Origin of the sequence: Acinetobacter sp. Leaf130, from assembly GCF_001423205.1 — a bacterium.
In the GTDB taxonomy this organism is placed as follows: domain Bacteria; phylum Pseudomonadota; class Gammaproteobacteria; order Pseudomonadales; family Moraxellaceae; genus Acinetobacter; species Acinetobacter calcoaceticus.
In genome coordinates this window covers 1,868,292-1,894,832 of sequence record NZ_LMOE01000001.1, presented here as the reverse complement: position 1 = coordinate 1,894,832, position 26,541 = coordinate 1,868,292, and the positions used below count along the sequence as shown (strand labels likewise).

28 protein-coding genes are annotated in these 26,541 nt (G+C 38.9%); 18 read left to right on the top strand and 10 right to left on the bottom strand.

Annotated elements, in window-relative coordinates; genetic code table 11:
- Window positions 1-440: 440 nt before the first annotated feature.
- Window positions 441-1,799 carry a dicarboxylate/amino acid:cation symporter gene (locus ASF86_RS08535; RefSeq protein WP_056481146.1) on the top strand — a complete coding sequence of 453 codons (1,359 nt, stop codon included), beginning with the start codon at window positions 441-443 and terminating at the stop codon, window positions 1,797-1,799.
- A gap of 163 nt (window positions 1,800-1,962) precedes the next feature.
- A complete protein-coding gene (locus ASF86_RS08530; protein ID WP_056481145.1) occupies window positions 1,963-3,108 on the top strand; it encodes an acyl-CoA dehydrogenase family protein in 1,146 nt (381 codons plus the stop codon).
- 50 nt (window positions 3,109-3,158) lie between these two features.
- On the opposite strand, the gene ASF86_RS08525 is transcribed toward ASF86_RS08530, so the two are convergent.
- Together ASF86_RS08525 and ASF86_RS08520 are read right to left on the bottom strand one after the other, a co-directional pair.
- Complete coding sequence (locus ASF86_RS08525) at window positions 3,159-3,785, bottom strand: hypothetical protein (RefSeq protein WP_056481143.1); 627 nt, start codon at window positions 3,783-3,785, stop codon at window positions 3,159-3,161.
- A 108-nt stretch (window positions 3,786-3,893) separates the two neighbouring features.
- Window positions 3,894-4,838, bottom strand: a complete 945-nt coding sequence (locus ASF86_RS08520) for an alpha/beta hydrolase (protein WP_056481141.1) — start codon at window positions 4,836-4,838, stop codon at window positions 3,894-3,896.
- 185 nt (window positions 4,839-5,023) lie between these two features.
- On the opposite strand from ASF86_RS08520, the gene pheA reads away from it, so the two are divergent.
- The 4 genes from pheA (at window position 5,024) to ASF86_RS08500 (ending at window position 10,629) form a co-directional block, all read left to right on the top strand.
- A complete protein-coding gene (gene pheA / locus ASF86_RS08515; protein WP_003650703.1) occupies window positions 5,024-6,133 on the top strand; it encodes a prephenate dehydratase in 1,110 nt (369 codons plus the stop codon).
- Between the two features lie 107 nt (window positions 6,134-6,240).
- Entirely contained in the window at window positions 6,241-8,487 is a 2,247-nt protein-coding gene (locus tag ASF86_RS08510; protein WP_056481139.1) for a bifunctional prephenate dehydrogenase/3-phosphoshikimate 1-carboxyvinyltransferase, read from the top strand.
- Between the two features lie 127 nt (window positions 8,488-8,614).
- A complete protein-coding gene (locus tag ASF86_RS08505; RefSeq protein WP_004643460.1) occupies window positions 8,615-8,998 on the top strand; it encodes a hypothetical protein in 384 nt (127 codons plus the stop codon).
- Window positions 8,999-9,168: 170 nt separating this feature from the next.
- A complete protein-coding gene (locus ASF86_RS08500) occupies window positions 9,169-10,629 on the top strand; it encodes an aminoacyl-histidine dipeptidase (protein ID WP_056481138.1) in 1,461 nt (486 codons plus the stop codon).
- Between the two features lie 107 nt (window positions 10,630-10,736).
- Here the strand turns inward: ASF86_RS08500 and ASF86_RS08495 are convergent, their stop codons facing one another.
- Window positions 10,737-11,693, bottom strand: a complete 957-nt coding sequence (locus ASF86_RS08495) for a ribonuclease Z (RefSeq protein ID WP_056481136.1) — start codon at window positions 11,691-11,693, stop codon at window positions 10,737-10,739.
- Window positions 11,694-11,893: 200 nt separating this feature from the next.
- Complete coding sequence (locus tag ASF86_RS08490; protein ID WP_056481134.1) at window positions 11,894-12,526, bottom strand: alpha/beta hydrolase; 633 nt, start codon at window positions 12,524-12,526, stop codon at window positions 11,894-11,896.
- Window positions 12,527-12,651: 125 nt separating this feature from the next.
- On the opposite strand from ASF86_RS08490, the gene yaaA reads away from it, so the two are divergent.
- Entirely contained in the window at window positions 12,652-13,425 is a 774-nt protein-coding gene (yaaA, locus tag ASF86_RS08485) for a peroxide stress protein YaaA (protein WP_056481132.1), read from the top strand.
- Between the two features lie 19 nt (window positions 13,426-13,444).
- Complete coding sequence (locus tag ASF86_RS08480; RefSeq protein ID WP_056481130.1) at window positions 13,445-14,074, top strand: hypothetical protein; 630 nt, start codon at window positions 13,445-13,447, stop codon at window positions 14,072-14,074.
- Window positions 14,075-14,217: 143 nt separating this feature from the next.
- Here the strand turns inward: ASF86_RS08480 and ASF86_RS08475 are convergent, their stop codons facing one another.
- From ASF86_RS08475 to ASF86_RS08455, 5 genes are all read right to left on the bottom strand, one after another.
- Complete coding sequence (locus ASF86_RS08475) at window positions 14,218-15,003, bottom strand: thiazole synthase (RefSeq protein ID WP_005039404.1); 786 nt, start codon at window positions 15,001-15,003, stop codon at window positions 14,218-14,220.
- Window positions 15,004-15,016: 13 nt separating this feature from the next.
- Entirely contained in the window at window positions 15,017-15,214 is a 198-nt protein-coding gene (gene thiS, locus ASF86_RS08470) for a sulfur carrier protein ThiS (protein ID WP_003650729.1), read from the bottom strand.
- A 13-nt stretch (window positions 15,215-15,227) separates the two neighbouring features.
- Complete coding sequence (locus tag ASF86_RS08465) at window positions 15,228-15,593, bottom strand: DUF423 domain-containing protein (RefSeq protein WP_004643452.1); 366 nt, start codon at window positions 15,591-15,593, stop codon at window positions 15,228-15,230.
- Between the two features lie 110 nt (window positions 15,594-15,703).
- Window positions 15,704-16,570, bottom strand: coding sequence for an RNA polymerase sigma factor RpoH (gene rpoH / locus ASF86_RS08460; RefSeq protein ID WP_003650733.1), 867 nt, complete (start codon window positions 16,568-16,570; stop codon window positions 15,704-15,706).
- 133 nt (window positions 16,571-16,703) lie between these two features.
- A complete protein-coding gene (locus ASF86_RS08455) occupies window positions 16,704-16,949 on the bottom strand; it encodes a sulfurtransferase TusA family protein (RefSeq protein WP_004643450.1) in 246 nt (81 codons plus the stop codon).
- 375 nt (window positions 16,950-17,324) lie between these two features.
- Between ASF86_RS08455 and ASF86_RS08450 the strand changes: the two genes are divergently transcribed.
- Window positions 17,325-17,537, top strand: coding sequence for a cold-shock protein (locus ASF86_RS08450; RefSeq protein ID WP_000126912.1), 213 nt, complete (start codon window positions 17,325-17,327; stop codon window positions 17,535-17,537).
- 102 nt (window positions 17,538-17,639) lie between these two features.
- On the top strand, window positions 17,640-18,791 hold the full coding sequence (gene rhlB / locus ASF86_RS08445; RefSeq protein ID WP_003650737.1) for an ATP-dependent RNA helicase RhlB: 1,152 nt from the start codon (window positions 17,640-17,642) through the stop codon (window positions 18,789-18,791).
- Window positions 18,792-18,829: 38 nt separating this feature from the next.
- On the opposite strand, the gene ASF86_RS08440 is transcribed toward rhlB, so the two are convergent.
- Complete coding sequence (locus ASF86_RS08440) at window positions 18,830-19,210, bottom strand: hypothetical protein (protein WP_003650739.1); 381 nt, start codon at window positions 19,208-19,210, stop codon at window positions 18,830-18,832.
- 210 nt (window positions 19,211-19,420) lie between these two features.
- On the opposite strand from ASF86_RS08440, the gene ASF86_RS08435 reads away from it, so the two are divergent.
- The 8 genes from ASF86_RS08435 to purF all read left to right on the top strand — a co-directional run bounded on the left by ASF86_RS08435 (window position 19,421) and on the right by purF (window position 26,512).
- Window positions 19,421-19,996, top strand: coding sequence for a nitroreductase (locus ASF86_RS08435; RefSeq protein WP_003650741.1), 576 nt, complete (start codon window positions 19,421-19,423; stop codon window positions 19,994-19,996).
- Between the two features lie 34 nt (window positions 19,997-20,030).
- Window positions 20,031-21,104, top strand: coding sequence for an NAD(P)H-dependent glycerol-3-phosphate dehydrogenase (locus tag ASF86_RS08430; RefSeq protein WP_004643449.1), 1,074 nt, complete (start codon window positions 20,031-20,033; stop codon window positions 21,102-21,104).
- Window positions 21,105-21,160: 56 nt separating this feature from the next.
- The gene (locus ASF86_RS08425; RefSeq protein WP_003650745.1) at window positions 21,161-21,616 is read left to right on the top strand and encodes a SixA phosphatase family protein; all 456 of its coding nucleotides are present in this window, start codon (window positions 21,161-21,163) and stop codon (window positions 21,614-21,616) included.
- Between the two features lie 22 nt (window positions 21,617-21,638).
- Window positions 21,639-22,778, top strand: coding sequence for a type II secretion system protein GspL (gspL, locus tag ASF86_RS08420; RefSeq protein ID WP_056481128.1), 1,140 nt, complete (start codon window positions 21,639-21,641; stop codon window positions 22,776-22,778).
- Window positions 22,778-23,257 (top strand): type II secretion system protein GspM, encoded by a 480-nt coding sequence (gspM, locus tag ASF86_RS08415; RefSeq protein WP_017388004.1) that lies wholly within the window; start codon window positions 22,778-22,780, stop codon window positions 23,255-23,257. The genes gspL and gspM overlap by 1 nt, the downstream gene beginning before the upstream one ends.
- 89 nt (window positions 23,258-23,346) lie before the next feature.
- Window positions 23,347-24,351, top strand: a complete 1,005-nt coding sequence (locus ASF86_RS08410; RefSeq protein WP_004643444.1) for a quinone-dependent dihydroorotate dehydrogenase — start codon at window positions 23,347-23,349, stop codon at window positions 24,349-24,351.
- Window positions 24,352-24,357: 6 nt separating this feature from the next.
- On the top strand, window positions 24,358-24,945 hold the full coding sequence (locus ASF86_RS08405) for a CvpA family protein (protein WP_056481126.1): 588 nt from the start codon (window positions 24,358-24,360) through the stop codon (window positions 24,943-24,945).
- 25 nt (window positions 24,946-24,970) lie between these two features.
- Complete coding sequence (gene purF, locus ASF86_RS08400) at window positions 24,971-26,512, top strand: amidophosphoribosyltransferase (RefSeq protein WP_003650754.1); 1,542 nt, start codon at window positions 24,971-24,973, stop codon at window positions 26,510-26,512.
- Window positions 26,513-26,541: the final 29 nt, after the last annotated feature.

Sequence of the window (26,541 nt, the reverse complement as noted above, 5' to 3'; positions counted from 1 at the left end):
TTTAATCAATATGACATAAAAAACTGTCGAAAAAATATCAAAAGTGTTTCTTATACTAAAGTCTTAGGGCCACATGAGTGTTTTTTGCGCGTATTAGCCAAAAATTTAATCGAATCATTATTTAATTCGAGTACACTTTCTCGTGCTTTTTTGAGCACTCATATCATAATTTTCTGTGATTCTCCTATATCTTCAGCTTTTTATTAAAAAGTAAGAGGTTATTTCTAACTACTCAAAGTAGTTAGGAACTTCAGGTATTCTCCTGTTTTAGAAAACAGCTTTTTTGTTTTCATTGAGGTAGTAGGAAGGTTTTTTGTTTACAAAGAACCGTTTCCCTTTTGCGGTGTTCATGTGAAAGGTTAGGGCTGTGTATTCGTAAAGAATAGACGTTTCATTTTGGTATTTCCAACGGACTTGGAAATATAGATTGAAGTAAAGTTATGGCTAAAAAACCGATTTATAAATCACTTTATTTTCAAGTGATTATTGCGATTATTGCGGGTATCTTGGTAGGGCATTTTTCCCCAAGCTCAACGCAAATTGTCAATGGTGTCGAACAGCATATTCCAGGTTTAGGTGAAAAACTCAAGCCATTAGGTGATGCCTTTATTCGTTTGATCAAGATGATCATCGCACCCGTTATTTTCTGTACCGTGGTGAGCGGTATTGCTGGCATGGAAAGCATGAAGTCAGTCGGAAAAACTGGCGGCGTTGCCTTGTTATACTTTGAAGTTGTTTCAACAATTGCACTTCTAATTGGCCTTGTTGTAATTAACATCGCTAAACCGGGTGTAGGGATGAATGTTGACCCTACTACTTTGGATACTTCGGGCATTCAAAAATACGTCAGTTCTGGTGAGTCACAATCTACCATTGATTTCTTAATGCATATCATCCCTGATACGGTGGTTGGTGCATTTGCAAATGGTGAAATCTTACAAGTCCTTCTTTTTGCAATTCTCTTTGGTTTTGCTTTACATAAATTAGGTGATGCAGGACGTCCAGTTTTAAAATTTATTGATCAAGTTGCACATGTGTTCTTTAACATTGTGAACATGGTCATGAAATTGGCACCGATTGGCGCATTTGGCGCAATGGCATTCACTATCGGTAAATATGGTGTTGGTTCACTCGTACAATTAGGGCAACTCATCATTTGCTTCTATATTACGTGTTTACTCTTTATCTTCTTGATCTTGGGTACAATCAGCCGTATTAGTGGATTTAGTATCCTCAAGATGATTCGCATGATTCGTGAAGAGTTATTAATTGTACTTGGTACATCTTCTTCTGAATCTGTTTTGCCGCGTATGTTGCGTAAACTCGAAATTGCAGGTTGTGAAAAATCTGTAGTCGGTTTAGTTATTCCAACAGGTTATTCATTTAACCTTGATGGAACGTCAATCTATTTGACCATGGCTGCGATCTTTATTGCCCAAGCAACAAATACACAGCTTGATATTCAACATCAAATTACTTTGTTGTTAGTGCTGTTAATTTCTTCTAAAGGCGCTGCGGGTGTAACTGGCTCTGGCTTTATTGTTATGGCAGCAACTTTGTCTGCTGTAGGGCATATTCCTGTTGCAGGTTTAGCATTGATTTTAGGTATTGACCGTTTCATGTCAGAAGCACGTGCTTTAACTAACCTTGTTGGTAACTCTTTAGCAACGATTGTTGTTGCTAAATGGGTAGGTGCTTTAGATAAAGATAAGCTGAATGAGGCCTTAAACAATCCTGATGAAGTCGACAGAAAAATGATGGAACAAAAAACTCCTCAAGTCGCTGAAGGTCTAGATTAATTTGAATAAACCTATATAAAAAAGGAAGCTGTGGCTTCCTTTTTTATTGGCTGACTGAAAAGTACAGTTTTAATGAGCAGCTATGCCATGACAGTTGCTTGAAAAATGATTAGCATGCACAACAACGAGATTCGATAAAACAATAAAGCTGAAGGAAAATATTATGTTGGCATACGATGCAGATTTAGAATTATTCCGTGATAATTTTAAACGTTTTATGAGTGAGCATATTGCACCACACTACGACCAATGGGAACGTGAAGGTATTATGCCTCGTTCTGTTTGGAACCAATTGGGCGAAAATGGCTATTTATGTGTGGATGTCCCTGAAGAATACGGTGGTTATGGGGTTCCGACATACTATTCATTAATGTTGGTTGAAGAGTCTGCACGTGCTGGTTTTTGTGCATTATCAACAGCCATTTCTTGCCACTCTGAAATTGCTGCACCCTATATTTTACACATCGGGACAGAAGAGCAAAAACAATACTGGTTACCGAAAATGGTAACAGGTGAAGTGGTTGGTGCAATTGGTATGACTGAACCAGGAGCAGGTTCGGATTTACAATCAATGCGTACCAGTGCCATCTTGCAAGATGATCATTATGTATTAAATGGTTCAAAAACATTTATTTCAAATGGCCAACATGCTGACCTTGTTGTTCTTGCGGTAAAAACAGATCCTCAAGCCCGTGCTAAAGGCGTATCTTTATTATTGGCAGATACTCACTTAGAAGGCTTTAAAAAAGGAACCAACCTCGACAAAATCGGCCTGCATTCTCAAGATACATCTGAGCTGTTTTTTGACAATGTGAAAGTGCCTAAAAACCAGTTACTTGGTCAAGCTGGGCAAGGTTTTGCTTATTTAATGCAAGAGTTACCACGTGAACGTACTGCAATTGCATCTACTGCAATTGGTGCAATCCGCGGTGCAATTGATTTGACAACGGCTTATGTAAAAGAACGCCAAGCATTTGGTCAACCCATTTCACAATTCCAAAATACGCGTTTTGTTTTGGCGCAAGCGAAAATTGATGAACTTGCTACAGCGGCTTTTTATGAAAGAAATATTGCTCTATATCAAGAAGGTAAACTAGATGTAGAAACGGCTGCGGCATTGAAAAGTTTCAGTAGCGATATGCAAATGAAAGTTGCAGATAACTTGCTTCAGCTTTTTGGTGGTTATGGTTATATGACCGAATATCCAATTTCACGTTTCTTTGTAGATGCCCGTATTCAGCGTATTTACGGTGGTACAAATGAAATTATGAAAGAAATCGTAGCGCGTGGATTAATTGGCAAAGCCTAATTAAGCAGAGTAAATACAGCCTGTCCTAGAACAGGCTGTTTTGTTTTTAACTATTTGGTCTTCTGTTGAATGACAGGGTAGTCTTGTTGTTTCGGTAATTGCTGTAATGCATGATTTATCTTTTTTAAAAACTCATCGGCTTCATCTTGACGAAATGAGTCTTCGGTATACTCACTGCGTTTTTGAAAGACGACACCACAACCAGTTATTTCCATATTTTTAGGATTAAATGACCAGTCATTAGGATCCTTTAGGTTAATGTTTAAATCACTTTCACAACTTTTCCATAAACGTAAAAACTCATTTGATAATTCTGTTTTAAATCCTTTCGCAGGATAGACTGAAAATCCTTTCATTTCGGGATTATAAAACTGTATAAACATGTCTACTGGCATGCCTCCCCAAACGATTGCCGTATTTTCTGGTAACGCGATAGCTGTTAAATTTTTCTCTTTTAAGGCATGTGTTTGCTGAAATTCCTGCCTAAAATGTTGTGACTTGTAGGTGAGTTTAGTCTGGGCTGGCACGGGAATGCCCCGAACTTGATTGCTGATAGTAGTTATATAGTACGGGGACGGATCAGTACCATTGCACCCCGCGATGAGGGGACAGCCGCCACAAGCCGTTAGACTGACACTAATTAAACTCAGTAGACCTAAAACAATAATTTTATTCATTCTATTTTACTGTTGTTATGACATCTTCAGACAGTATAACTAATTCTCTCGATTAAGAGCTTTGTCTTTAAGAGGAGTGGAATGCTGCTCTTAAAATTTAAGTGCGTTTTACTCAGCTGTTTGCTGTGTAGGTTCATCAAATAAAGGTTTACAGCTTTCTAAGTTTTGGCATGCAGCAAACATAAGTGCTTTCGGCAAACTCGCATACAAATTGGTAATATGTTGTTCAGCAGGATTATAAAAATGCCAATAAGCAAATTGGGCTGAGCGGCGGTTTTCCAAAGCTTTAAAGAAATCTTTTTCATTAAAGTAATGATCAGATTGAGTACGAGGTCCTCCTTGCTCATGGGTGCCGACTGTAGTCAAAAGCATCGGAGAATTACTTTGTTTTTGACTCTGCCAAAAGTTTAATTTTTGAAATAGCATGCCTTGATCAAACCAGAGGGAAGGGCTAGCTGCGATGTAACGTTGAAATGCTTCAGGTTTTTGAAAAAAGTGATAAAGCACAAATAACCCTCCAAATGAGTGGCCATAAATACTTTGCTGCTGGTTATTAATTGGAAACTGTTTGGCGATTTCCGGTTTGAGTTCATCATTTAAAAATGTAATGAACTGGTCCGCACCACCATAATTATATCTGCCTTGCTTTTGAAATTCAGCAGAAGGTTTAGGGGTGTAGTCATAAGCACGTTTTTGTACATCAAAAGTTTTTTGTTTGGGGTAACCGACCGCAACGATCATGAGCGGGTCTAGACCTAATTTTGTAGAACCTGCCCCAATAGATTGAGCGATATTGACTGCACTTGGAAAGGTTGCATTGCCATCTAACATATAAAGTACTGGATAACCATGTTGGGGTGGGGCAACGGGTGGTTTATAAATTTGGATAAGATAATCATGGCCAGTATTTTTAGAGTTAATTTGAAATTGTGCCTGATTGTTTTGAAAAACAATTTTTGATTGATTTTGTGTAGAAGTTTGAGCCAAAACAGAGCCACTTACTAATGAGCTCAAAAGAAAACTGCAAGATAAAAAGAAAAATGAGTTATGCATAATAAACAAGAATAAAATTTATTAAGCAAATGATAAATGAAAATCATTATCAAATAAAGTGATCTGAGGAATCCGACCAAGACGGTTTAATGAAAAAAGCCAATACAGCCATATTGCCTAACAAATCAAAGCAGACTATTGTTATACTCTCGTTTAAAAGATGATTTTGCTGAGGCTGCATTCCAATGATCAACGATGATCAAAACAAAACGACTTCTCTTAGTTTAGAACAAATTCGCGAAGATATTGATAGCGTGGATCAACAGATTCAAGAATTATTAAATCGACGCGCAAGCCTTGCTGAAGCAGTTGCGAAAGCTAAATTTGCTTCCGAAGAGAATCCTTTGTTTTATCGTCCTGAACGTGAAGCACAAGTATTGCGCAAAGTAATGGAGCGCAACCAAGGTCCTTTGTCTGATGTAACCATGGCGCGTTTGTTCCGTGAAATTATGTCTGCTTGCCTTGCTTTAGAAGCACCGCAAAGTATTGCATTTTTAGGGCCAGAAGGTACTTTTACTCAATCTGCTGTGCTTAAGCATTTTGGTAAAGATGCGGTTGTACGCCCACTTCCAACAATTGATGAAGTCTTCCGTGAAGTGGAAGCGGGTAGTGCACATTACGGTGTAGTTCCAGTTGAAAACTCATCTGAAGGTGTTGTAAACCATACTTTAGATTGCTTTAAAACATCGAATTTAAACGTGATTGGTGAAGTTGAATTACGTATTCATCATCAATTCCTTGTTTCTGAAAATACACGTAAAGACAGTATTAAGCAGATTTATGCGCATCAGCAAACTTTGGCTCAATGTCGCCAATGGTTAGATGCGCATTATCCGGGTGTTGAGCGTGTTGCTTTAAACTCAAATGCAGAAGCTGCGCGCCGTATTCGCAACGAATGGCATTCGGCAGCGATTGCATCTGATATTGCAGCAGGCATGTATAACCTTGAAATCTTACATAGCAATATTGAAGATAATCCGGAAAATACCACACGTTTCTTAGTAATTGGTCGTGAAAAAATTCCACAAAGTGGCAATGATAAAACCTCATTATTGATTTCAGCGCATGACCGTGCGGGTGCTTTATTAGAAATTTTAGCGCCATTTGCAAAACATAATATTAGCTTAACAAGTATTGAGACTCGTCCAGCATTACCTGAAAAATGGGCTTATGTATTCTTTATCGATTTAGAAGGTCATATCGAACAAGAGAATGTTGCTGCTGCGATTAATGATATTCGCCCAATGGTGAAAGAGATTCGTATTTTAGGTTCTTATCCTGCCGCTGTTCTGTAATCACTTATGTTGGAATAATGACATGCATTAAGATAAGCATGTCATTATGCTTAAAAACAAATTGCTTAATGGTTTAAATATCTTTGAGCAAAAGCAAAGTTGAAGTTATGTCACAACCCCTATTTAAAAAAGTTGCATTTATTGGTTTAGGACTCATCGGGTCGAGTTTAGCTCGTGTTATTGTTGCAGAAAAGTTGGCGACAACTATTGTGGCATCTACGCGCTCACATAAAACTTTAGAAGATGCAAAATCACTTGGCTTAATACACGAAGGATTTTCTGATCCAGTTGACGCCGTGAAAGGGGCAGATTTAGTCGTTTTAGCCTTGCCAGTGCGTGCTACGCAGAAAGTGCTTGAGCAAATTAAACCTTATTTGTCAGAAACCACAATTTTAACCGATGTGGGAAGTACAAAAGGTAATGTCGTTGATGCAGCAAAAGCTGTATTTGGTGAAGATTTACCAGAAGGTTTTGTGCCAGGGCATCCTATTGCGGGTAGTGAACATACAGGTGTTCACGCGGGTAAAGTTGACTTATTTGCAAATCATAAAGTGATTTTAACGCCGTTACCAACAAGTGCCGAATGGGCTGTTGATAAACTGATTCAACTTTGGTCGGCAGCAAAAGCTGAAGTCATTTGTATGGATGTTGCAAAGCATGATGAAGTGTTGGCACATACGAGTCATCTACCACATTTAATGGCATTTAATCTGGTCGAGCAACTTGCAAACCGTGAAGATAATCTCGATATTTTTCGTTATGCAGCAGGTGGTTTTCGTGACTTTTCGCGGATTGCTGCAAGTGATCCCCAAATGTGGCATGACATTTTCTTTGCCAATAAAACAGCTATATTAAATGCTGTAGATGGCTTCGAAAAGCAGCTTACTGTACTTAGAAAATTGATTGAAAACGAAGACTCTCATGCATTAATGGGTTTGCTTGGCCATGCTCAGGCAGCCCGTCAGCATTTCAATCATATGTTAGCCAAAAAACCTTTAATGGAGAAAAATAAGGTGACACAGCAATTCAGTATCTTACCGGGAAATAAAACTTTTAAAGGTAAATTTACCGTACCGGGTGACAAATCTGTGTCACATCGCTCCATTATGTTTGGTGCTATTGCCGAAGGCACTACCCATGTCACTGGCTTCCTTGAAGGTGAAGACGCGTTAGCAACTTTGCAAGCTTTCCGTGATATGGGTGTAAGCATTGAAGGCCCTAAAAATGGTGAAGTGACCATTCATGGCGTGGGCATGCATGGTTTAAAAGCACCTGCAAGTGCATTGTATATGGGTAACTCTGGTACAAGCATGCGTTTGCTTTCAGGCATGTTATCTGCACAGAAATTTGATTCAGTCATGACAGGTGATGCTTCACTTTCTAAACGTCCAATGGAGCGTATTGCTAAGCCATTGCGTTTAATGGGCGCACAAATTCAGACTACAGGTGAAAAAGGTACACCACCTGTAAGCATTACTGGTGCTCAGCAATTAAATGGTATTCAATACGATTTACCTATGGCATCTGCTCAAGTAAAGTCAGGCATTCTACTTGCTGGCCTATGGGCTGAAGGTGAAACTTCGGTAACTGAACCAGAGCCAACACGTGATCATACTGAACGCATGCTTCGTGCATTTGGTTATGATGTCAAGACTGAAGGCAACAAAATTTCCCTTGTTGGTGGCGGTAAATTAGTAGGTACTGACATTCAAGTGCCATCAGACATTTCATCTGCTGCTTTCTTTATGGTGGGTGCTGCAATTACTGAAGGTGCAGACGTCGTGCTTGAAGCTGTAGGTATTAACCCAACACGTACTGGCGTAATCGAAATTTTAAAACAAATGGGTGCTGACCTAACTGTTGAAAATGAGCGTATTGCGGGTGGTGAACCTATTGCTGATATTCATATTAAAGGCTCGCGTACACTTAAAGGCATTCATATGCCAGAAGACCAAGTACCTTTAGCAATTGATGAATTCCCAGCTTTATTTATTGCAGCAGCTTGTGCGGAAGGCCAGACCGTATTAACTGGCGCAGCAGAGCTTCGCGTGAAAGAGTCTGACCGCATTCAAGTGATGGCAGATGGCTTAAAAATCATGGGTATTGACTGCACACCAACTGAAGATGGCATCATTATTGAAGGTAAGGGTAAGTCTGGCGATTGGTCACCAATTTTTACTGGTGGTGAAGTTGAATCGCACCATGACCACCGTATTGCCATGAGCTTTAGTATGGCAGGTCTTCGTAATTCTGGTCCAATTACGATTCAGGGTACGGAAACAGTTGCTACCAGCTTCCCAACTTTTACTGAGTTGGCGAATCGTGCAGGCTTAACGATTGAAGTTAGCCAATAACTTTTTACCTAACACATTTTATAATTGCTAACACAATAGCAACGGCAGCAGCGGGCTAAATGCTTGGCTGCTGTTTGTTTATTGCTTATGCTAAGTGCAGATAATGATAATAGTGTTAGGACAAAGGATGAAAAAATTACAATTTATTGCCAGTTGCCCACAACATGGGGTGCTTGATCATCCACCAAATGAATGCCATATCACCCAAGAATATGTAGCGGCTTTATTATTTAAACAGTTGGGGCATTATGGTTTTGATGCACAACATATTGTGCATGAACATGAAAAAGTAGAAGTGAGTATTGATAATCATCTTTTACCTTTGTCTATTACTTGCCAAAAAACAGACCATGATGGGCATTTGATGTGTGAAATCTCTGCCAATCCAGATGAAGAACAAGACTGGTTTGAGAAAATTGAAACACAAAGCATTATTCGTCAGCTCGCTCAGGCTGTTGAAAATAGTTTGAAAGCCGATCAAAGCTTTTCAGCATTTGAATGGAAAAATTAAATAAAGCGATTCTTAAAACTTTTTCATTAAGTACGGCTTTTAGAAAAGTCGTACTTTCTGTTTAAATTAAATATAAAAATACAAAATCTTTACTCAAATCTCTACCTATCTTTAATGCGTTGTGTATATTGAAATTATTACGATATTTACATAATTAGAGTGTGGTTTTCATGACACAAGTTGATATTGCAGCGTTATCTCCTCAAGTCGTTTGGCAGCATTTTCAAACACTTTGCACTATTCCTCGTCCATCAAAGCATGAACGACAGCTTCGTGAGTTTTTACAAAACTGGGCACAAAGTCGAAATTTAGAAACTTACGTAGATGAAGTAGGAAATTTGATTATTCGCAAGAATGCGACTGCGGGTAAAGAAGATGTATCTGGAGTCATTCTTCAAGGCCATTTAGATATGGTCACACAAGCCAACACTGGCACAGTACATGACTTCTTTAAAGACCCGATTCGCCCAATACTTGAAGATGGTTGGTTAATTGCCAAAGACACCACTTTGGGTGCAGACAATGGCATTGGGGTAGCCTTAGCTTTAGCTGTATTAGATTCAAATGATATTGCTCATGGACCAATTGAAGTTCTTTTAACAGTTGATGAAGAAGCGGGCATGAGTGGTGCGCGGCTTTTGCAAGCGGGTGTGTTAAAAGGCAAATGGTTATTCAATATTGATACAGAAGAGTGGGGCGAGTTATATCTCGGATGTGCTGGCAGTATTGATGTTGAAGTCGAGCAGCCACTTAATTATGAAAAAATCCCTGAAAACTTGACTACTGTAAACATTCAGGTTGCTGGCCTTAAAGGTGGTCACTCTGGTGTAGATATTCATTTAGGACGTGGTAATGCCAACGTTATTTTAGCCCGCTTTTTAAATCAGCATTTACAACAACTTGGTGGACGTCTTGTCGAGTTTAGTGGTGGTTCAGCTCGTAATGCACTACCTCGAGAAGCAGTTGCAACCATTGCAATTTCACCTAGCCAGTTACATGAACTAGAAAAATTACTTGCTGAATATCAAACGACATGGAAAAAACAGCTACAGGGTATTGATGACAATCTACAATTAACTATTCAACCGAATAGCGCTGACGTGACGGGAGTGATTGCTCAACAGCAGCAAAACGAATGGTTGCAAGCTTTGGCAACAAGCCCATACGGCGTTGCAAGTATGAGTCAAGCGCTCCCAGATGTGGTTGAGACTTCAAATAATATTGGGGTTGTAAAATTAAATCGAGAGGGTGGAAAAGCTGTCTTAATGGTCCGCTCAATGGTGAATCAAGAAGCTGAAGATTTTGCAAAGAAAATTCAGGCGCATTTTAGTCAATTTAATATCGCTTCTACACTCACGCCGTTGGTTTCGGGGTGGACGCCAAATCCTGACTCGGCTGCTTTAAAGTGCTTACAACAAGCCTATCAAAAGGCTTTTAACATTGAGCCAAAGCTCAAAGTAATTCATGCAGGTCTAGAGTGCGGGATTATTGCCGAGCACTATCCAGATTTACAGATGGTTTCATTTGGACCTGATATTCAAGGTGCACATGCACCGGGTGAGCGAGTCAAAGTAGATACTGTAGATAATTGCTGGAAGTTGTTGGTGACGGCTTTGGCATCTGTAGAGTAATTTTTTAGAAATAAGAAGCTCCTTAGTGAGCTTCTTAAACGTTGACCTCTACATGAAAATGATTTGTACCTAACTCGATAAATTCGATTTTACAAGGAATATAACTTTTACTCGACTTTTAAAAGCTGTCCTGCTTCGTTTAAAGTAAATTCATCAAAATCATTTGCTAAATAAAAATGACCTTTATAAAACTGGCGAACTTCTTCAGCAATAGCTTGCTGTCCAGTTCTATCCTGATGTCTAGGGCTAAAGTGCGTCAGAATTAAATTATCCAGAGATTGCTGCTCTGCAAATTCAGCCACCATTTTTGCAGAGCTGTGCATTGGCCCTTTTCCTACTTTATCTAAAACTGTTTGCAAATAAGTCGACTCATGAATGAGTAGTTGAGCATCCTTACAGGCATCAGCTAATAGTTCAGGCTGATCATTATCACCACCTATAATTGCATGTATCTGCTGATTTTGAATTTTGATAAAGTCTTGAGCTTTTAAAGTTTGTCCCTCAAATTCAACATTGTAGCCTCTTTTTAAATGGCCCCACATATCGCCTTGAGGTACGCCAAGCTGAGTTAGAGCTTGGATATCTAATTTCTTGTGAATAGATTTTATATAAATACTAAAAGCAAAACTTGGAACACGATGGCTTAGTGGATGCGCCTGAAGGATGAATTCATCGGTGATCTGCTGTGGCTGTGTTGCTTTATTAACATCAATAAATTGGAGTGAATAGGGCAAATGTAAATCTGTAAGTTGGGCGGTGATTTCAAACCATTGCTGAATTTCTTTCGGTGCAATCACGATTAAGGGTTTGCTACGAGCATTCATGCCTGCACTTGCAAGTAAACCAACTAGACCATAACAATGATCACCGTGAACATGTGTAATACAAATGGCAACTAGGTTTTGTAAGGAAAGTTTGGCTTGTTGAATGCGGTGCTGTGTACCTTCTCCTGCATCAATTAAAATCCAGTCCTTATTTTTGCTGTTACGAACCGCTAATCCTGAAACATTACGTGTCAGGGTGGGTACACCTGAAGATGTGCCTAAAAAAGTAAAATGAAGCATATTCTTGGAATTTTTTGGTCAAATGCGTATTGTATATTATAGACACTTATAAAATTTTATAGAAATTATAGCCAACGAACGATAGTGATCGAGTGAAAAAATATTTGGCCCGTTTTGGATTAAGTTGGAATAATTTTTAGTAGTTACAGGGCTTATGAAATGATGGACATAGACTCAATCTATGTCCATCAAACTACTGCTTATTTCATAATAATAAAGCGTGTAATGATTTGGCGAAGCTGTTTTAAATAGCCTGTAAAGAAGTGGTTAGCGCCTGGTAAAATCGTGATTGGGTGCTTTTGAGGTTTTGCCCATGCAATTGCATCTGAAAGCAAGGTAATGTCATCTTGCTCACCATGAATGAGTAGAATATCACCTTGAATTTCTGGAGTTTTATAGTGGCGCAAACCCACTACGGTAGCCGTTGGTAAACCACACAAAATTAACTGTACAGGTCGTAATTCAGGATTAAGCTGTGCAAAGCATTTTGCCAAAACATGTGAGCCGAAGCTAAAGCCGCCTGCATAAAATGGCAGACCTTCATGAAGCTTACGAATATGTTCAATTACGGCTAAAATATCTTCGGTTTCGCCATGACCTTCATCATGAATACCTTCACTGCCGCCTAAGCCACGGAAACTAGGGCGATAAACAATACAGCCATATTCATTAAAGATTTGGGTTAAAAGGGCAGGGACTTTATGTTGAGGGGTTCCACCTTGCAATGGGTGCGGATGACAAACAACCGCAAAGCCTTTGATTTCACCTTCAGGGCGGTCAACGAAAAGTTCAATTTTACCTACTGGACCCTGGATGAAAGTTTGCTCAGACATATAAGAACCGCTAAATAACAATACGTGATGCTATTTTACCGATAGTCGTCATTGAAAACACGAGTTAGCATTAAAAAATATCTACTGTTATAGTTGGGATTAAGAATAATTTTTTCAGGTTGTCTATGCTTGCTTTAATTTCTCCTGCAAAAACTTTAGATTATGAAACAGCGTTACCTACAGATGAGTTTACTCAGCCTCGCTTGTTAGAACACTCAGCACAATTAATTGAGGTTTGCCGAAAACTTTCTGCTTCCGAAATTGCCAATTTAATGAGTGTCAGTGAAAAAATTGCCACACTAAATGCAGACCGATTTAGAGATTGGAAGCCTGAATTTGATTTTTCAAATGCTCGTCAGGCGATTTATGCGTTTAAGGGTGATGTCTATACGGGTTTAGATGCCTATCATTTAAAAGATAAAGATATTGATTTTGCACAGCAGCATTTACGTATGCTATCTGGCTTATATGGTTTACTACGTCCTTTAGATCTAATGATGCCTTATCGTCTTGAGATGGGCACTAAATTAAAAAATTTACGTGGTCATAATTTGTATGAGTTTTGGGGTGAAATTATCACGAACCAGATTAACGAAGATTTGGCGGCAATTAAATCTGAATTACTTGTAAATCTAGCTTCAGATGAGTATTACAAATCGGTCAACGAGAAGAAAATTAAGGCTGAAATTGTTAAGCCTGTTTTTCTTGACCAGAAAAATGGCAAATATAAAGTCATTAGTTTCTATGCGAAAAAAGCACGCGGTTTAATGGCTCGTTTTATGATTGAAAACCAATTAAATAAAGCTGAGGATATTAAAGCGTTCAATACCGATGGATACTACTTTGATGCTGAAAACTCATCAGCAAAAGAGTTAGTATTTAAACGCGATGAGCAATAATCCTGAGCGTGGTTAATATATGATGATGCAGCTTTACTTATTAAAACTGGAACATGTTTGGTTTGAGCTGCATCAGCATTATCATTTTTCTGACCCACAAAAAATCTTAAATATACTCATTGCTGCTTATAGTGAAAAGCAGCGGGCCTATCATACTGTTCAACATTTATATGAATGCTTAGCTTTGCTCGAATCAGTTCGATCTGATTTGAATGATGCCTATGCGGTTGCATTGGCACTCTGGTTCCACGATGCGATCTATAACCCACAAGCTAAAGACAATGAACTTAAAAGTGCTGAGCTTTTTGAGCAATGTATGGCTCAAGATTTACCAGTAAATACGGTTCAGAAAATAAAACAGTGGATTCTTGCCACGCAAAAGCATATAGCGACTGATGAGTTGGATTTACAATTTTTATTGGATATCGATTTAGCCATTTTAGCAGCTACACCAGAGCGTTTTATGCAATATGAACAGCAAATTCAGCAGGAATATGCTTGGGTCGATCCAGAAGTATATTCAATCAAAAGAAAAGAAGTTCTAGCACATTTTTATCAGTCAGACCGACTTTATCAGACGACTTATTTTCAACAGAATCTTGAGTTAAGAGCAAAGCAAAATTTACAGAGGACATTAGGCATAGCCTAAGTAAATATAAGAATGTTTATCTATGGATTGGAGTGGTATGGGTTTCTTAAGTGATACAGGTATTCTTGGTCATTTTCTTTTGAAAGATAAATACCTATATAAGAGTCGAGAGGTCACTGAAAAACAATGACCTCCCAAATAAATTACTTAAAGAAATAACCTGTTTCTGGTGAGCTCGCATTTGCCATACGTTTACGTGGCATACGACCAGCTAAAAATGCTTCACGCCCAGCTTCAACAGCTTTTTTCATTGCAGAAGCCATTAAAATAGGGTTTTGAGCCGCAGCAATCGCAGTATTCATTAATACGCCGTCACAACCGAGTTCCATAGCAATTGCGGCATCACTTGCTGTACCAACGCCTGCATCTACCAAAACTGGCACTTTTGCATTTTCTTTAATAATTGAAATAGTATGGGGGTTTAAAATACCTAAACCTGAACCAATGAGACTGCCTAAAGGCATAATTGCAACACAGCCCATACTTTCAAGTTCTTGAGCAATGATCGGGTCATCAGAGGTGTAAACCATAATCTCAAAACCGTCATCAATCAAAGTACGAGCAGCTTTTAAAGTCTCGGTTACATTTGGATATAAGGTCTTCTCATCACCTAAAACTTCAAGTTTTACCAAGTTGTGACCGTCTAGAAGTTCACGCGCTAACATGCAAGTACGTACTGCGCTGTCAGCATCAAAACAACCTGCGGTATTTGGCAAAATTGTATACTTTTCTGGCGGAATGACAGAGAGTAAATTTGGCTGATCTGGATGTTGTCCAATATTCACACGGCGGATTGCAACAGTAACGATTTCTGCACCACTCGCTTGAATGGCTAAATCTGTTTCATTTAAGTCTTTATATTTGCCAGTTCCTACCAATAAGCGAGATTGAAAAGAACGTGAACCAATAATGAGAGGGGTGTCTTGCATGGATAACTCCGACTTAGCCGCCGCCAACAGCGTGAATAATTTCGATACGGTCATGTTGAGCGATAGAAATCTGCTCTAATTTGCTTTTTGGAATAATTTGCTGGTTGTATTCGACCGCAAATCTTTTTCCTTCAAGTGCCAAAGCCTGAATGAGCTGCATTAGGTTTTGACAAGGCGTGTCCGTTAATTCGCCATTTAAATAAATTTGCATGATCACATTCCAATTATTTTGCGTATTTGAGGGCATTCCAAGCCAAAACGAGCCATCCAGCTATCATAAATGCTCCACCAATTGGGGTAATTGCCCCTAAAATTCTCGGTAATCCAAGCGCCATGATATAGAGTGAACCACAGAAGAATAAAATACCAATCTGAATCAATATGAATGGCAATTTAATGGGGAACGTAAGGATAACTTTGCTTAAAATACCAAGTGCTAAGAGACCTAAAGCATGGTAAAAAAAATAGTCGGTTGCAGTATGCCACCAAACAAGTTGCTCAGGACTCGCATGAGCTTTAAGACCATGTGCTCCAAAAGCACCCAACATGACTGCAAAGGCAAGATTAAGGGCTGAAATGGCAATCCACATAACAAAAAACGCAAATGAATAATGAAGGGCAACGTTATCATAGATTGGGTTGGCTAAACATAGCCAGATAAAACAAAAGGGCTAATCGCCCTTTTATTTTTAAACTTATTTTAGCTTGCAGACATGGCAATTTTAATTTTTTCCATTGCATTCTTTTCAAGCTGGCGAATACGTTCTGCTGATACATTATATTCGGCCGCTAACTCGTGGAGAGTAGATTTGTCATCATCTAACCAACGACGTTGTAAAATATTACGCGAACGGTCATCTAACTGATCCATTGCATTATGTAGGGCAGATGTACTTTGCTCTTCCCAGTCCTCATTTTCGACTAAACGGGCTGGATCATAGCGATTATCTTCAAGATACAATGCCGGTGCAGTATGTGGGGTGTCATCGTCGTCGTCACCTTGAGCTTCGAAAGCAGCATCATAAGCGGTTAAACGACCTTCCATCTCCAGAACTTGTTCTGCAGTTACATTTAAGTCATTCGCAATCGATTGAGCTTCTTCGAGCGTTAATTTTTTACTCGATTTTTTTAAACTACGTAAATTAAAAAATAATTTACGCTGTGCTTTGGTCGTTGCAATTTTGACAATACGCCAGTTACGGATAACGTATTCGTGAATTTCTGCCTTAATCCAGTGGACGGCAAAAGATACAAGACGCACGCCCATATTTGGGTCGAAACGCTTCACGGCTTTCATTAAGCCTAAATTACCTTCTTGAATAAGGTCGCCTTGTGGTAGGCCATAACCTGCATAGCTGCGCGCAATGTGAACGACGAAACGTAAATGCGACATTACCAGCATTTTTGCGGCATCAAGATCTTGGTCATAATAATAACGTTCAGCAAGTTCTTTTTCTTGCTCGGCCGTTAAAATAGGAATCTGATTGACAGTACTGATATATGCACCAAGGTTTACACCGGGCGCAGACAATGACAGGGGCATCAATTGATTGCTGCTGTCACTCATGATTTCTCCTTATAGGATCGGATGGGATAACCAATAAATTCATCTTAGTTTGAATCAGCTTCATAATTAAGGAAAATTGGGTAGAGAAATGTAAAATTTTATGCAATTTCTAATCTTTTAGTTTATCAAAGAATTATTGAGTTTCAATTAAATAGTGAAACTCTCTTTCGGATATATGTGTGGTCTGACACATAAAATGATGTAAACCACAGTAACGAGTTACATCTATTTCACTATGGGGGTCAGAAGATTTTAATAAAAATAGCTGTTTACCCGATACTTTTTTGAGTTCGCGTTTAAGCATTAATAACGGCATCGGACAAGGTTGGCCTAAGGCATTAATTTCAATAAGTGCTGTAGTAGAGGAAGTGTTGGTCATTCATCATCAAAACAACTAAAAAGATTATTCTAACAAATTTTTTTATAAACACCGCACATTTTATAAAAGAAGAAACAAGCAATTACCTATAAAAAATATTGTAATAAGCTGTTTAAAAAAAGGACTAAAAATAGGGGGAATAATTGAAAAAAATTCTATTAATTGTCATAAACCCGTGGTAAGCTCGAACCGTTTTAGGATTTACCACACACTTAAATTGGTTTAAAAATCCTATAACAAATGGATGTAACCGGAAATTGTTGATAGTTTCACAGAATGATTACAAGCTTTAAGATTATAAATATTTTAAAAACTTGTTTGCTCTGCTGTTTGCAACACCGGAAGGTCCTTTTTTCAACATCTGAGGATTGACTTATGACAGCTCGCGAACAAGGCGTAGTAAAGTGGTTTAACGACACTAAAGGTTTTGGCTTTATTCAACGTAACGGCGGTGACGACGTATTCGTTCATTTCCGTGCAATCGTTGGTGACGGTCACCGTTCTTTACGTGACGGCCAACGCGTAGAATTTAGTGTAGTACAAGGTCAAAAAGGTTTTCAAGCTGAGAACGTTCAGCCTTTAGACTAATTCATCTTTTGATGAATCACGGACGCTCCAATTTTTGAATTGGGGCGTTTTTGTTTATAATGATCTTCTCATTAGAGAGATTGTTTGTTAGAGCACGTATTTATGACATCTGGTTTTGAAACCTTGAATTTACATCCGCAACTTAAAAAGGCGATTGATGCTTTAGGGTTTAAGCAAATGACCCCGATTCAGCAAAAGGTTTTAAAATATACGTTGGGCGGGCATGATGCAATTGGTAGAGCACAAACAGGAACAGGTAAAACTGCTGCTTTCCTGATTAGTGTAATTAATGACTTATTACATAACCCGATTCAAGAGCAGCGCTTTCGTGGTGAGCCACGTGCCTTGATTTTGGCGCCTACTCGTGAATTGGCATTGCAAATTGAAAGCGATGCAAAGTTACTCACAAAATTTTCAGATTTACACGTCGTGACATTGTTAGGTGGTGTAGATTTTGATAAGCAAAAGAAACAGCTAGATGCTAATTTTGTCGATATCATGGTTGCCACGCCTGGGCGTCTAATTGATTTTGTAGAACAAAAAGAAGTTTGGCTCGATCAAATTGAATTTTTAGTCATTGATGAAGCAGACCGCTTATTGGACATGGGTTTTATTCCTTCTGTAAAACGTATCGTGCGTTATTCCCCGCGTAAGGAAGAACGTCAAACCCTCATGTTCTCGGCTACTTTTAGTTATGACGTGCTTAATTTGGCGAGACAATGGTTGTTTGAGCCAATCACTGTTGAAATTGAGCCTGAGCAAAAAACCAATAATGATGTTGAGCAACGTGTTTATGTAGTAGCTAAACAAGATAAATATCGTTTGCTACAAGATATTTTACGTGAAGAGCCTATCGATAAAGTGATGATTTTTGCTAATCGACGTGATCAAGTACGCCGTCTTTATGACCATTTAAAGAGAGATGGATATCGGGTCGGGATGCTTTCAGGTGAAATTGCTCAAGATAAACGTTTAAAAATGTTAGACCAGTTTAAGCAGGGTAAAAATAACATCATGATCGCAACTGATGTTGCTGGCCGTGGTATTCATGTTGATGGCGTATCTCATGTGGTTAACTATACCTTACCTGAGCAGTCAGACGATTATGTGCACCGTATTGGTCGTACAGGCCGTGCTGGGTCACAAGGTGTAAGTATTAGTTTTCTTTCAGAAGATGATGCTTTTTATTTGCCGGAAATTGAAAAAGCAATTGGTAAGAAATTGCCATTAACCCGTATAGAGGGTTATTGCTAATAAAAAAATCCCAATCATTTGATTGGGATTTTTTTTGATTAATTAATTTTGCAATAGAAGGTAAGTGTTGTTTGATAATCATCATCTTTTGCTAGAGATGCATTTTTACCAGTTAATGTGCCAATCACACCAGCTGCTGCTTCAACCATTTGGCCTGTTTTCTCGCTTACTACATCTTTTAATACACCGTTGTATGTTGTTTTTTCATCTACCACAACAGGGCTGGTGCTTTTTGAACAAGTTTTTTGAGCGGCAGTAATCGCATTATTTTTTGCAATTAGATTTGTTTTACCAATACCGGTGACTTCAAATTGATTATTTTCTTTTTGAACCGCCAAGGTGTTTTTAGGGGTAGTGGCACAAGCTCCTAGTAATAAAACAACACTGCTCAATGCACTCGCTAAAATTATTTTTTTCATGTTTCACCTAATATCGTTAATCGTCAAAAGATCTCACTATTTGAACACAAGTTTTCTAATTGACTTTGAAGACGTTGTATTAGTTTTGATGTTTTGTCTTAAAAATATGTCAAAGCATGAGCTCGTTGTTTTTTATGTTCTAGATACAATGGTGGATTATCTGTAGATTATGCTAATCTATTTTGAATTTTTTGAGTTAGATCAATATTAATGACGGATTCAGCAACACAGATAATTCATCAGAATATTCACCAACGTCAATCTATTGGTCAATTGATTGAGCCTGCACCAAATGCAGATCAATTAGAGTTGGCCTTTCAAGCTGCTTTAACTGCTCCTGACCATCATAGGCTTAAACCAACACGTTTTGTCGTTATCGAAGCTGAACAACGTGCTGCATTTGGTGAGGTTTTAGCAAAAGCACTGGCTGATTTGGGTGAAACTGACTCAGCGCAACTTGAACGAGTTAAGCAACATCCTTTCCGCGCGCCTTTACTCATTTTAGCGCTTACGCAATTGCAAGACCATCCTAAGGTTCCGCATTTTGAACAGATTTTAAGTACCGGGGCTGCCGTACAGAACCTTTTATTGTCTTTACAAGTTCAAGGTTTTTCCACCATGTGGCGTAGTGGCGCGGTTGTTGAATCAAATTGGTTAAAGCAGCATTTAGGATTGCAACCACATGATTTAATTTCAGGTATTATTTATGTGGGCACAGCAGCTAAAGCGATTGCACCGCGTGCAGAGATTGAAAGTAAAGAATTTGTAAAGGTTTGGCAGGCTTAACGAGCCTCAAAAGTAAGAAATAGGATAATAAAGCATGGCTGAATTTAAGTTTACAGATTTAGTGGAACCTGTTGCGGTTGATAAAAAAACAGCATTACGTATTACTGTGTTAGGTGGAGGTAGCTTTGGTACGGCGATGGCCAATTTAGCTGCACGTAATGGTTGCGACACCATGATCTGGATTCGTGATGCCGAAACAGCAGAAGAAATCAATAAAACCCATATTAATAAACGTTATTTGCCAGACTTTGTTTTAGAGTCATCATTGCGTGCTGTGTCTGACCTTGAACAAGCCGTGTGTGATCGAGATATTATTTTGGTGGCAATTCCTAGTCATTCATTTCGTGATGTATTAAAACAAATTGCTCCTTATATTACGGCACAAGCGGTTGTCTCTCTAACGAAGGGCGTCGAGGCTAAAACTTTTAGCTTCATGAGCGATATTATTCGTGAAGAATTACCAGAAGTTCCTTATGGGGTGTTATCTGGACCAAATCTCGCTAAGGAGATTATGGCAGGTATGCCATCTGGTACTGTTATTGCCAGTGATTCTGAGTTAGTTCGTTATGCTGTGCAGCATGCTCTTCATAGTGCTTTATTCCGAGTTTTCGGTAGTGATGATGTGCATGGTGTTGAACTAGGGGGGGCACTTAAAAATATTTATGCAGTTGCAATGGGAATTGGTGCTGCTTACAAGATTGGTGAAAATACCAAGAGTATGATTTTAACGCGCGCCTTGGCCGAAATGAGTCGTTTTGCAGTCAAACAAGGGGCAAATCCGCTAACGTTCTTAGGTTTATCTGGCGTTGGTGATTTATTTGCAACCTGTAATAGCCCTTTAAGTCGTAATTATCAGATTGGTTATGCTTTGGGTTCAGGTAAAACACTTGACCAAGCGAGTAAAGAGTTGGGGCAAACCGCTGAAGGAATTAATACGATTGTTCAAGTGCGTGGTAAGGCAGAAGAACTTGACGTATATATGCCTATTACTAATGCCTTATATGAGGTTATTTTTGAGGGTGCGCCACCTTTAAATATTGCTTTATCTCTTATGAAAAATGGACACCGTAGTGATGTTGAGTTTGTTTTACCTCATCATGAAGTCTGAAGAAGAAATGTCATAAATTACGGTTATAATGCAAGAATTATTAACAAGGAATATTTATGCAACTGACATTGGTTCGTCATGGGGAAGCCGCTCCTCCAGTGAATGGTAATGACACTAAACGTCCACTTACCGCTCGTGGGCATGCTCAAGCTGAGCAGACAGCAACATTTTTAAAAGATATTGTTAAGCCTGATATTTTTGTAGTTAGTCCTTTATTGCGTGCTCAAGAGACATTGGCGCATATTCAAGCTTATTTTAAAGATGTTCCTGTGCTGTTATGCGATAAAATTAAACCAGATGATAATGCGAAAGAAGCAGTTGAGTGGTTGTCTCAGGTTCCTTATGAGTCAATTGTAGTCGTGTGTCATATGAACGTGGTAGGGCATATTGCTGAACTACTGACACATGAAAACTTTAATCCATTTGCACTTGCCGAAGCTCGAATTTATGATCAGGCTGTTATTGCAACTGGTTTATCAACACAAAAAAATAGTTTTATACCCACAATATAATTAAAAGGTCATTTAGCCCATTATGCTGTATTTATGGATGCCTGAAACCAATGGAATATGGCATTGGTCTAACGGAGAAAACTGGTTGCAGGCAGCAAGTCTTGATCAATTAATACAAGACCTGCAATTACATCAAGGAAAAGAAGCTGTCATCTTTTTCCCTAGTCGCCATGCTCAGGTACTCCAGCAGCACATGGCAAAGTCTCATTACAAGCAACTAGGGGCAGATGGCGTTAAATATTTGCTTGAAGAATTTGTAACTTTGCCTATTGATCATATGAAAGTGGTGCATCATTTTCATGCTGATCAATTAACCGTATTGGGAGTGGCAAAAACAACAGTTGAAACATGGCAGCATGCAATGGCTTTGCTGCCTATTAAACTCGTTGCTTTATTGCCAGACTTTCTGATTTTACCTGAACCTCAAGAGCAGCTAGTGGTTTTGTGTAATATTGACCAGAAATTACTTGTGCGTGAAAGTAAATGGGTGGGTAATTCGCTAGATGATTTAGCATTATTTTTAGAGTTTCAATCAGTCGAAACTCATTATCAATATAGTGGTTTGACAACAGAGCAACTCGAAAGTTTGGTGGCAGCATCAGATGCCGAGCATCATTCTGAATTTATCTATCAATTTCAGGGTTTAGATAAACCTAAACAGCATCCTTTTAATGTTCTGCCTAAAGCTAAAGGGCAAGAGCATACGGTTTCTGGTTATTGGAAAGCGTGTGCCGCTATTGTTTTAGCAATTATAGTGGTTCAGTTTAGTTACGATTTTTTGCGTTGGGTAAAATTAAGAAATGTAGCGAATCAAACAGCTGAGCAGACGATAGAGCAATATAAATATTGGTTTGGTCCTTCAAGTCGGGTAAATGAGCAAAATATAAAAAGCCAATTTGAAAGTCATTTACGCATGAGTAAGCAAGGTGATACACAAGCACTTTCTTTATTGAGCCGTGTTGGTCCTATTTTAATGCAAAGACAAATTTTAGCTCAGCAGTTAGCTTATGATGCATCAACACTAACTATGGCATTAAAAGCAAAGTCGGCAGATGATTTGCAAGCTTTAACACAGCAACTTAACCAGCAGGGATTCAAAGCGGAGCTAGGTAATGTTCAAGCCGATGGTGGTGGGGCAATTGGGGTGGTGAAAATACAATAATGAAAATGATAACTCAATTGCAAAACCGCTTTGACCAGTGGATTGAACAAGTCACTCAATATTTAGATCGTTTAACTGTACGTGAGCGGGTTATGGTGGTCTTTACTACAATTTTTGTTGTGGTTGCCATTGTGGGTGCTTCACTTTGGAAAATGCATTCCTTGGCAGAACAACAGCAAAAACGGTTAAATGATTTAAAAGATTTAATGGTATGGATGCAGAGTAATGCAGTTACCATGAAACCAGCGAATGAACTCGAATTAGGCCAATCGGAAAAAATACAACGAGTAGCTCAGCAACAAGGCTTAACAGTCACTTCTCAACAAAATGGTGAGCAGTTACAAATTATTGTTACTCATCAGAATTATGCAATTTTAGCGAACTTTTTAACCCAACTTGCTCAAATGGGCTTAAGTATTGAAAAAATGGAAATGGTTTCAAGTGATGGACAGATTAAATTAACAGCGACGGTTCAATAACATATTAAAATATGCTGTTCTTAAGCATGGTGTTTTGTGCTACCTGTGCCTATAATATGCCTACCTAAAATCAGTAGACTGTGATTGGTATGTTATATTCACTTGCTCGCCCGATGTTGTTTAGTTTAGCACCAGAGCGTGCCCATGAATTAACATTATCTATGCTTGATAAAGCACATAAGTTCGGCCTGCTGCGCCAGAGCGTAGAATCAAAACCGACAACCTGTATGGGAATTGAATTTCCAAATCCGGTAGGTTTAGCGGCTGGACTTGATAAGAATGGTGCACATATTGATTCTTTAGCCGGACTGGGTTTCGGCTTTATTGAAATTGGAACAATTACACCTCGTCCTCAGTCGGGTAATCCACAACCACGATTGTTCCGTATTCCTGAAGCGAAAGCCATTATTAACCGCATGGGTTTTAATAATGATGGTGTTGATAAACTTGTTGAGAATGTCAAAGCTTCAAAATTTAAAGGAATTCTAGGCATCAATATTGGTAAGAATGCAGATACGCCTGTAGAAAAGGCTGTTGATGATTACCTGATTTGCCTTGAGAAAGTTTATAACTACGCTTCGTATATTACCGTTAATATCTCATCTCCAAATACTAAGAACTTAAGAAGTTTACAAAGTGGTGATGCATTAACTGAATTATTGCAAACCTTAAAAGAAAGACAACTTGAGCTTGCCGAGCAATATAACCATTATGTTCCTTTGGTTTTAAAAGTTGCGCCTGATTTAACAGCAGAAGATGTTGAGTTTATTGCAGCGCAATTATTGCAATTTAAAATTGATGGTTTAATCGTTACCAATACGACTTTATCTAGAGAGGGTGTAGAAAATCTTCCTTATGGTAATGAGTCGGGTGGCTTATCCGGTGCGCCTGTTTTTGAAAAAAGTACCGAATGCTTACGTTTATTTGCCCAAACGTTAAAAGGACAAATCCCGTTAATTGGCGTGGGTGGAATTTTGTCGGGTGAACAAGCAGTAGCCAAACAGCAAGCTGGGGCAACACTAGTACAGATCTATAGCGGATTGATTTATACCGGTCCTATATTAGTAAAACAATGTGTTGCAGCCATGACTTAAGTGAATATGAACACAATTGATATCATCATTCTGATACTTTTGCTCATTGGGGGGCTAAACGGTTTGCGACAAGGATTTATCAAAGCCTTTGCGAACTTGGTAGGATGGATCATTGCATTAATTATGGGTGCAAAATATGCTGTCCTCCTTGCGCCGTCCATGTCGGGTTTAAGTCATGATCCGGTTGTTCAAAAAATTGCAGCTTTCGCATTTATCGCACTTATGATCATTGTTTTAACATGGATCGTCACTGCATTTTTAAATGGCCTCTTGAAAAGTCTGAAATTGGGACCATTAAATCGTTTAGCGGGTGGTGCTTTTGGTTCTTTAAAAGGCTTGTTGGTTGTGTTGATTACAATGCAGGGCGTAGGGCCTTGGGTTGAAAGTTCACCACACTGGAAACAGTCTAAACTTATACAATTTTTACTGCCTTATGCGCCTTTAGCTACCGAATTGTCTAAAGATGCAGCAAGTGAGGCATTTCATCAAATAACATCTGGAGGTAGTGCATCAAGCACCCCTTCAAAACCAATGGGCGAATCGGAAAATTTAGAAAACCGATCCGACCATTCGACAAAGAATCCTTTTTATTAATTCCTAGCTTGTCTGCGAGGTTGCTATGTGTGGAGTTGTTGGTATAGCCGGTAAATCGCCAGTGAACCAAATGTTGTTTGATGCTTTAACGATGTTGCAACATCGTGGGCAAGATGCAGCTGGAATAGTAACCTGCCATGAAGGCCGTCTTTTCCTTCGTAAGGATAACGGTATGGTGCGTGATGTTTTTCATACTCGTCATATGAGAGCATTACTTGGTAATTATGGTATTGGCCATGTACGTTACCCAACTGCTGGTTCTGCTAGCAGTGCTGAAGCACAACCATTTTATGTGAACTCACCTTACGGTATTACGCTTGCACATAATGGTAATTTAACCAATGCTGAAGATATTCATGATGACCTGTTTAAAACAGATTTACGTCATATGAATACAGATTCGGACTCAGAAGTTCTTTTGAACGTATTTGCGCATGAATTGCAGAAGAACGGTACTTTAAACCCTACACCAGATGATATTTTCCATACAGTTACTCGTGTACACGAGCGCTGTCTAGGTGCATATGGCGTAGTGGCGATGATTACCGGTCATGGTTTGGTTGGTTTCCGCGATCCAAACGGTATCCGCCCACTCATTTATGGTTCACGCATGACTGAACAAGGTGAGATGGAATACATCATCGCTTCTGAATCAGTTGCTATTACAGCGCTTGGTTTTAAAATTGAGCGTGACATTGAACCTGGTGAAGCAATTTTTATCACTGCTGATGGTGAATTGTTCACAAGACAATGTGCAGCTAATCCAAAATACCGGCCATGTATTTTTGAATATGTTTATTTTGCACGCCCTGATGCCATTATTGACGGAATTTCAGTTTATAAAGCCCGTTTAAAAATGGGTGAAAAGCTTGCTCATAAAATTTTGCGTGACTGGGGTGAGGACCATGATATTGATGTGGTTATTCCAATTCCAGATACGAGCCGTACTTCAGCATTAGAACTTGCAAATATTCTAGGTGTTAAGTTCCGTGAAGGTTTTATGAAAAACCGTTATATCGGTCGTACCTTCATTATGCCAGGTCAGCAACAGCGTAAAAAATCTGTACGTCAGAAATTAAACCCTGTTGAGTTGGAATTTAAAGGCAAGAACGTTTTATTAGTTGATGACTCAATTGTTCGTGGTACTACCTGTAACGAAATCATCCAGATGGCACGTGATTCTGGTGCAAAAAAAGTATACTTTGCATCAGCTGCACCTCAGGTTATGTATCCAAACGTTTACGGTATTGATATGCCTGCTAAAACTGAGCTAATTGCTTCAGAACGCAGCGTAGAAGAGATCCAAGAAATTATTGGTGCGGATCGTTTGGTTTTCCAAGAGTTGGAAGACTTGAAAAATGCTGTACGTACGAGCAAAGTGCCTGATCTAACTGAGTTTGATTGCTCTGTATTTGATGGAATCTATGTAACAGGTGATATTGATGGTGCTTATCTAAATAATTTGGAGCAGAAGCGTAATGATTCTGCTAAAAAGAAAAAAGATGGTTACATTGATGTGAATGTTGACGCAGCTTCTGTAGATTTAACAGGCATTAAAGAAGAATAGGAATAGCTGAAAAAAGCGGGTGTTTCCCG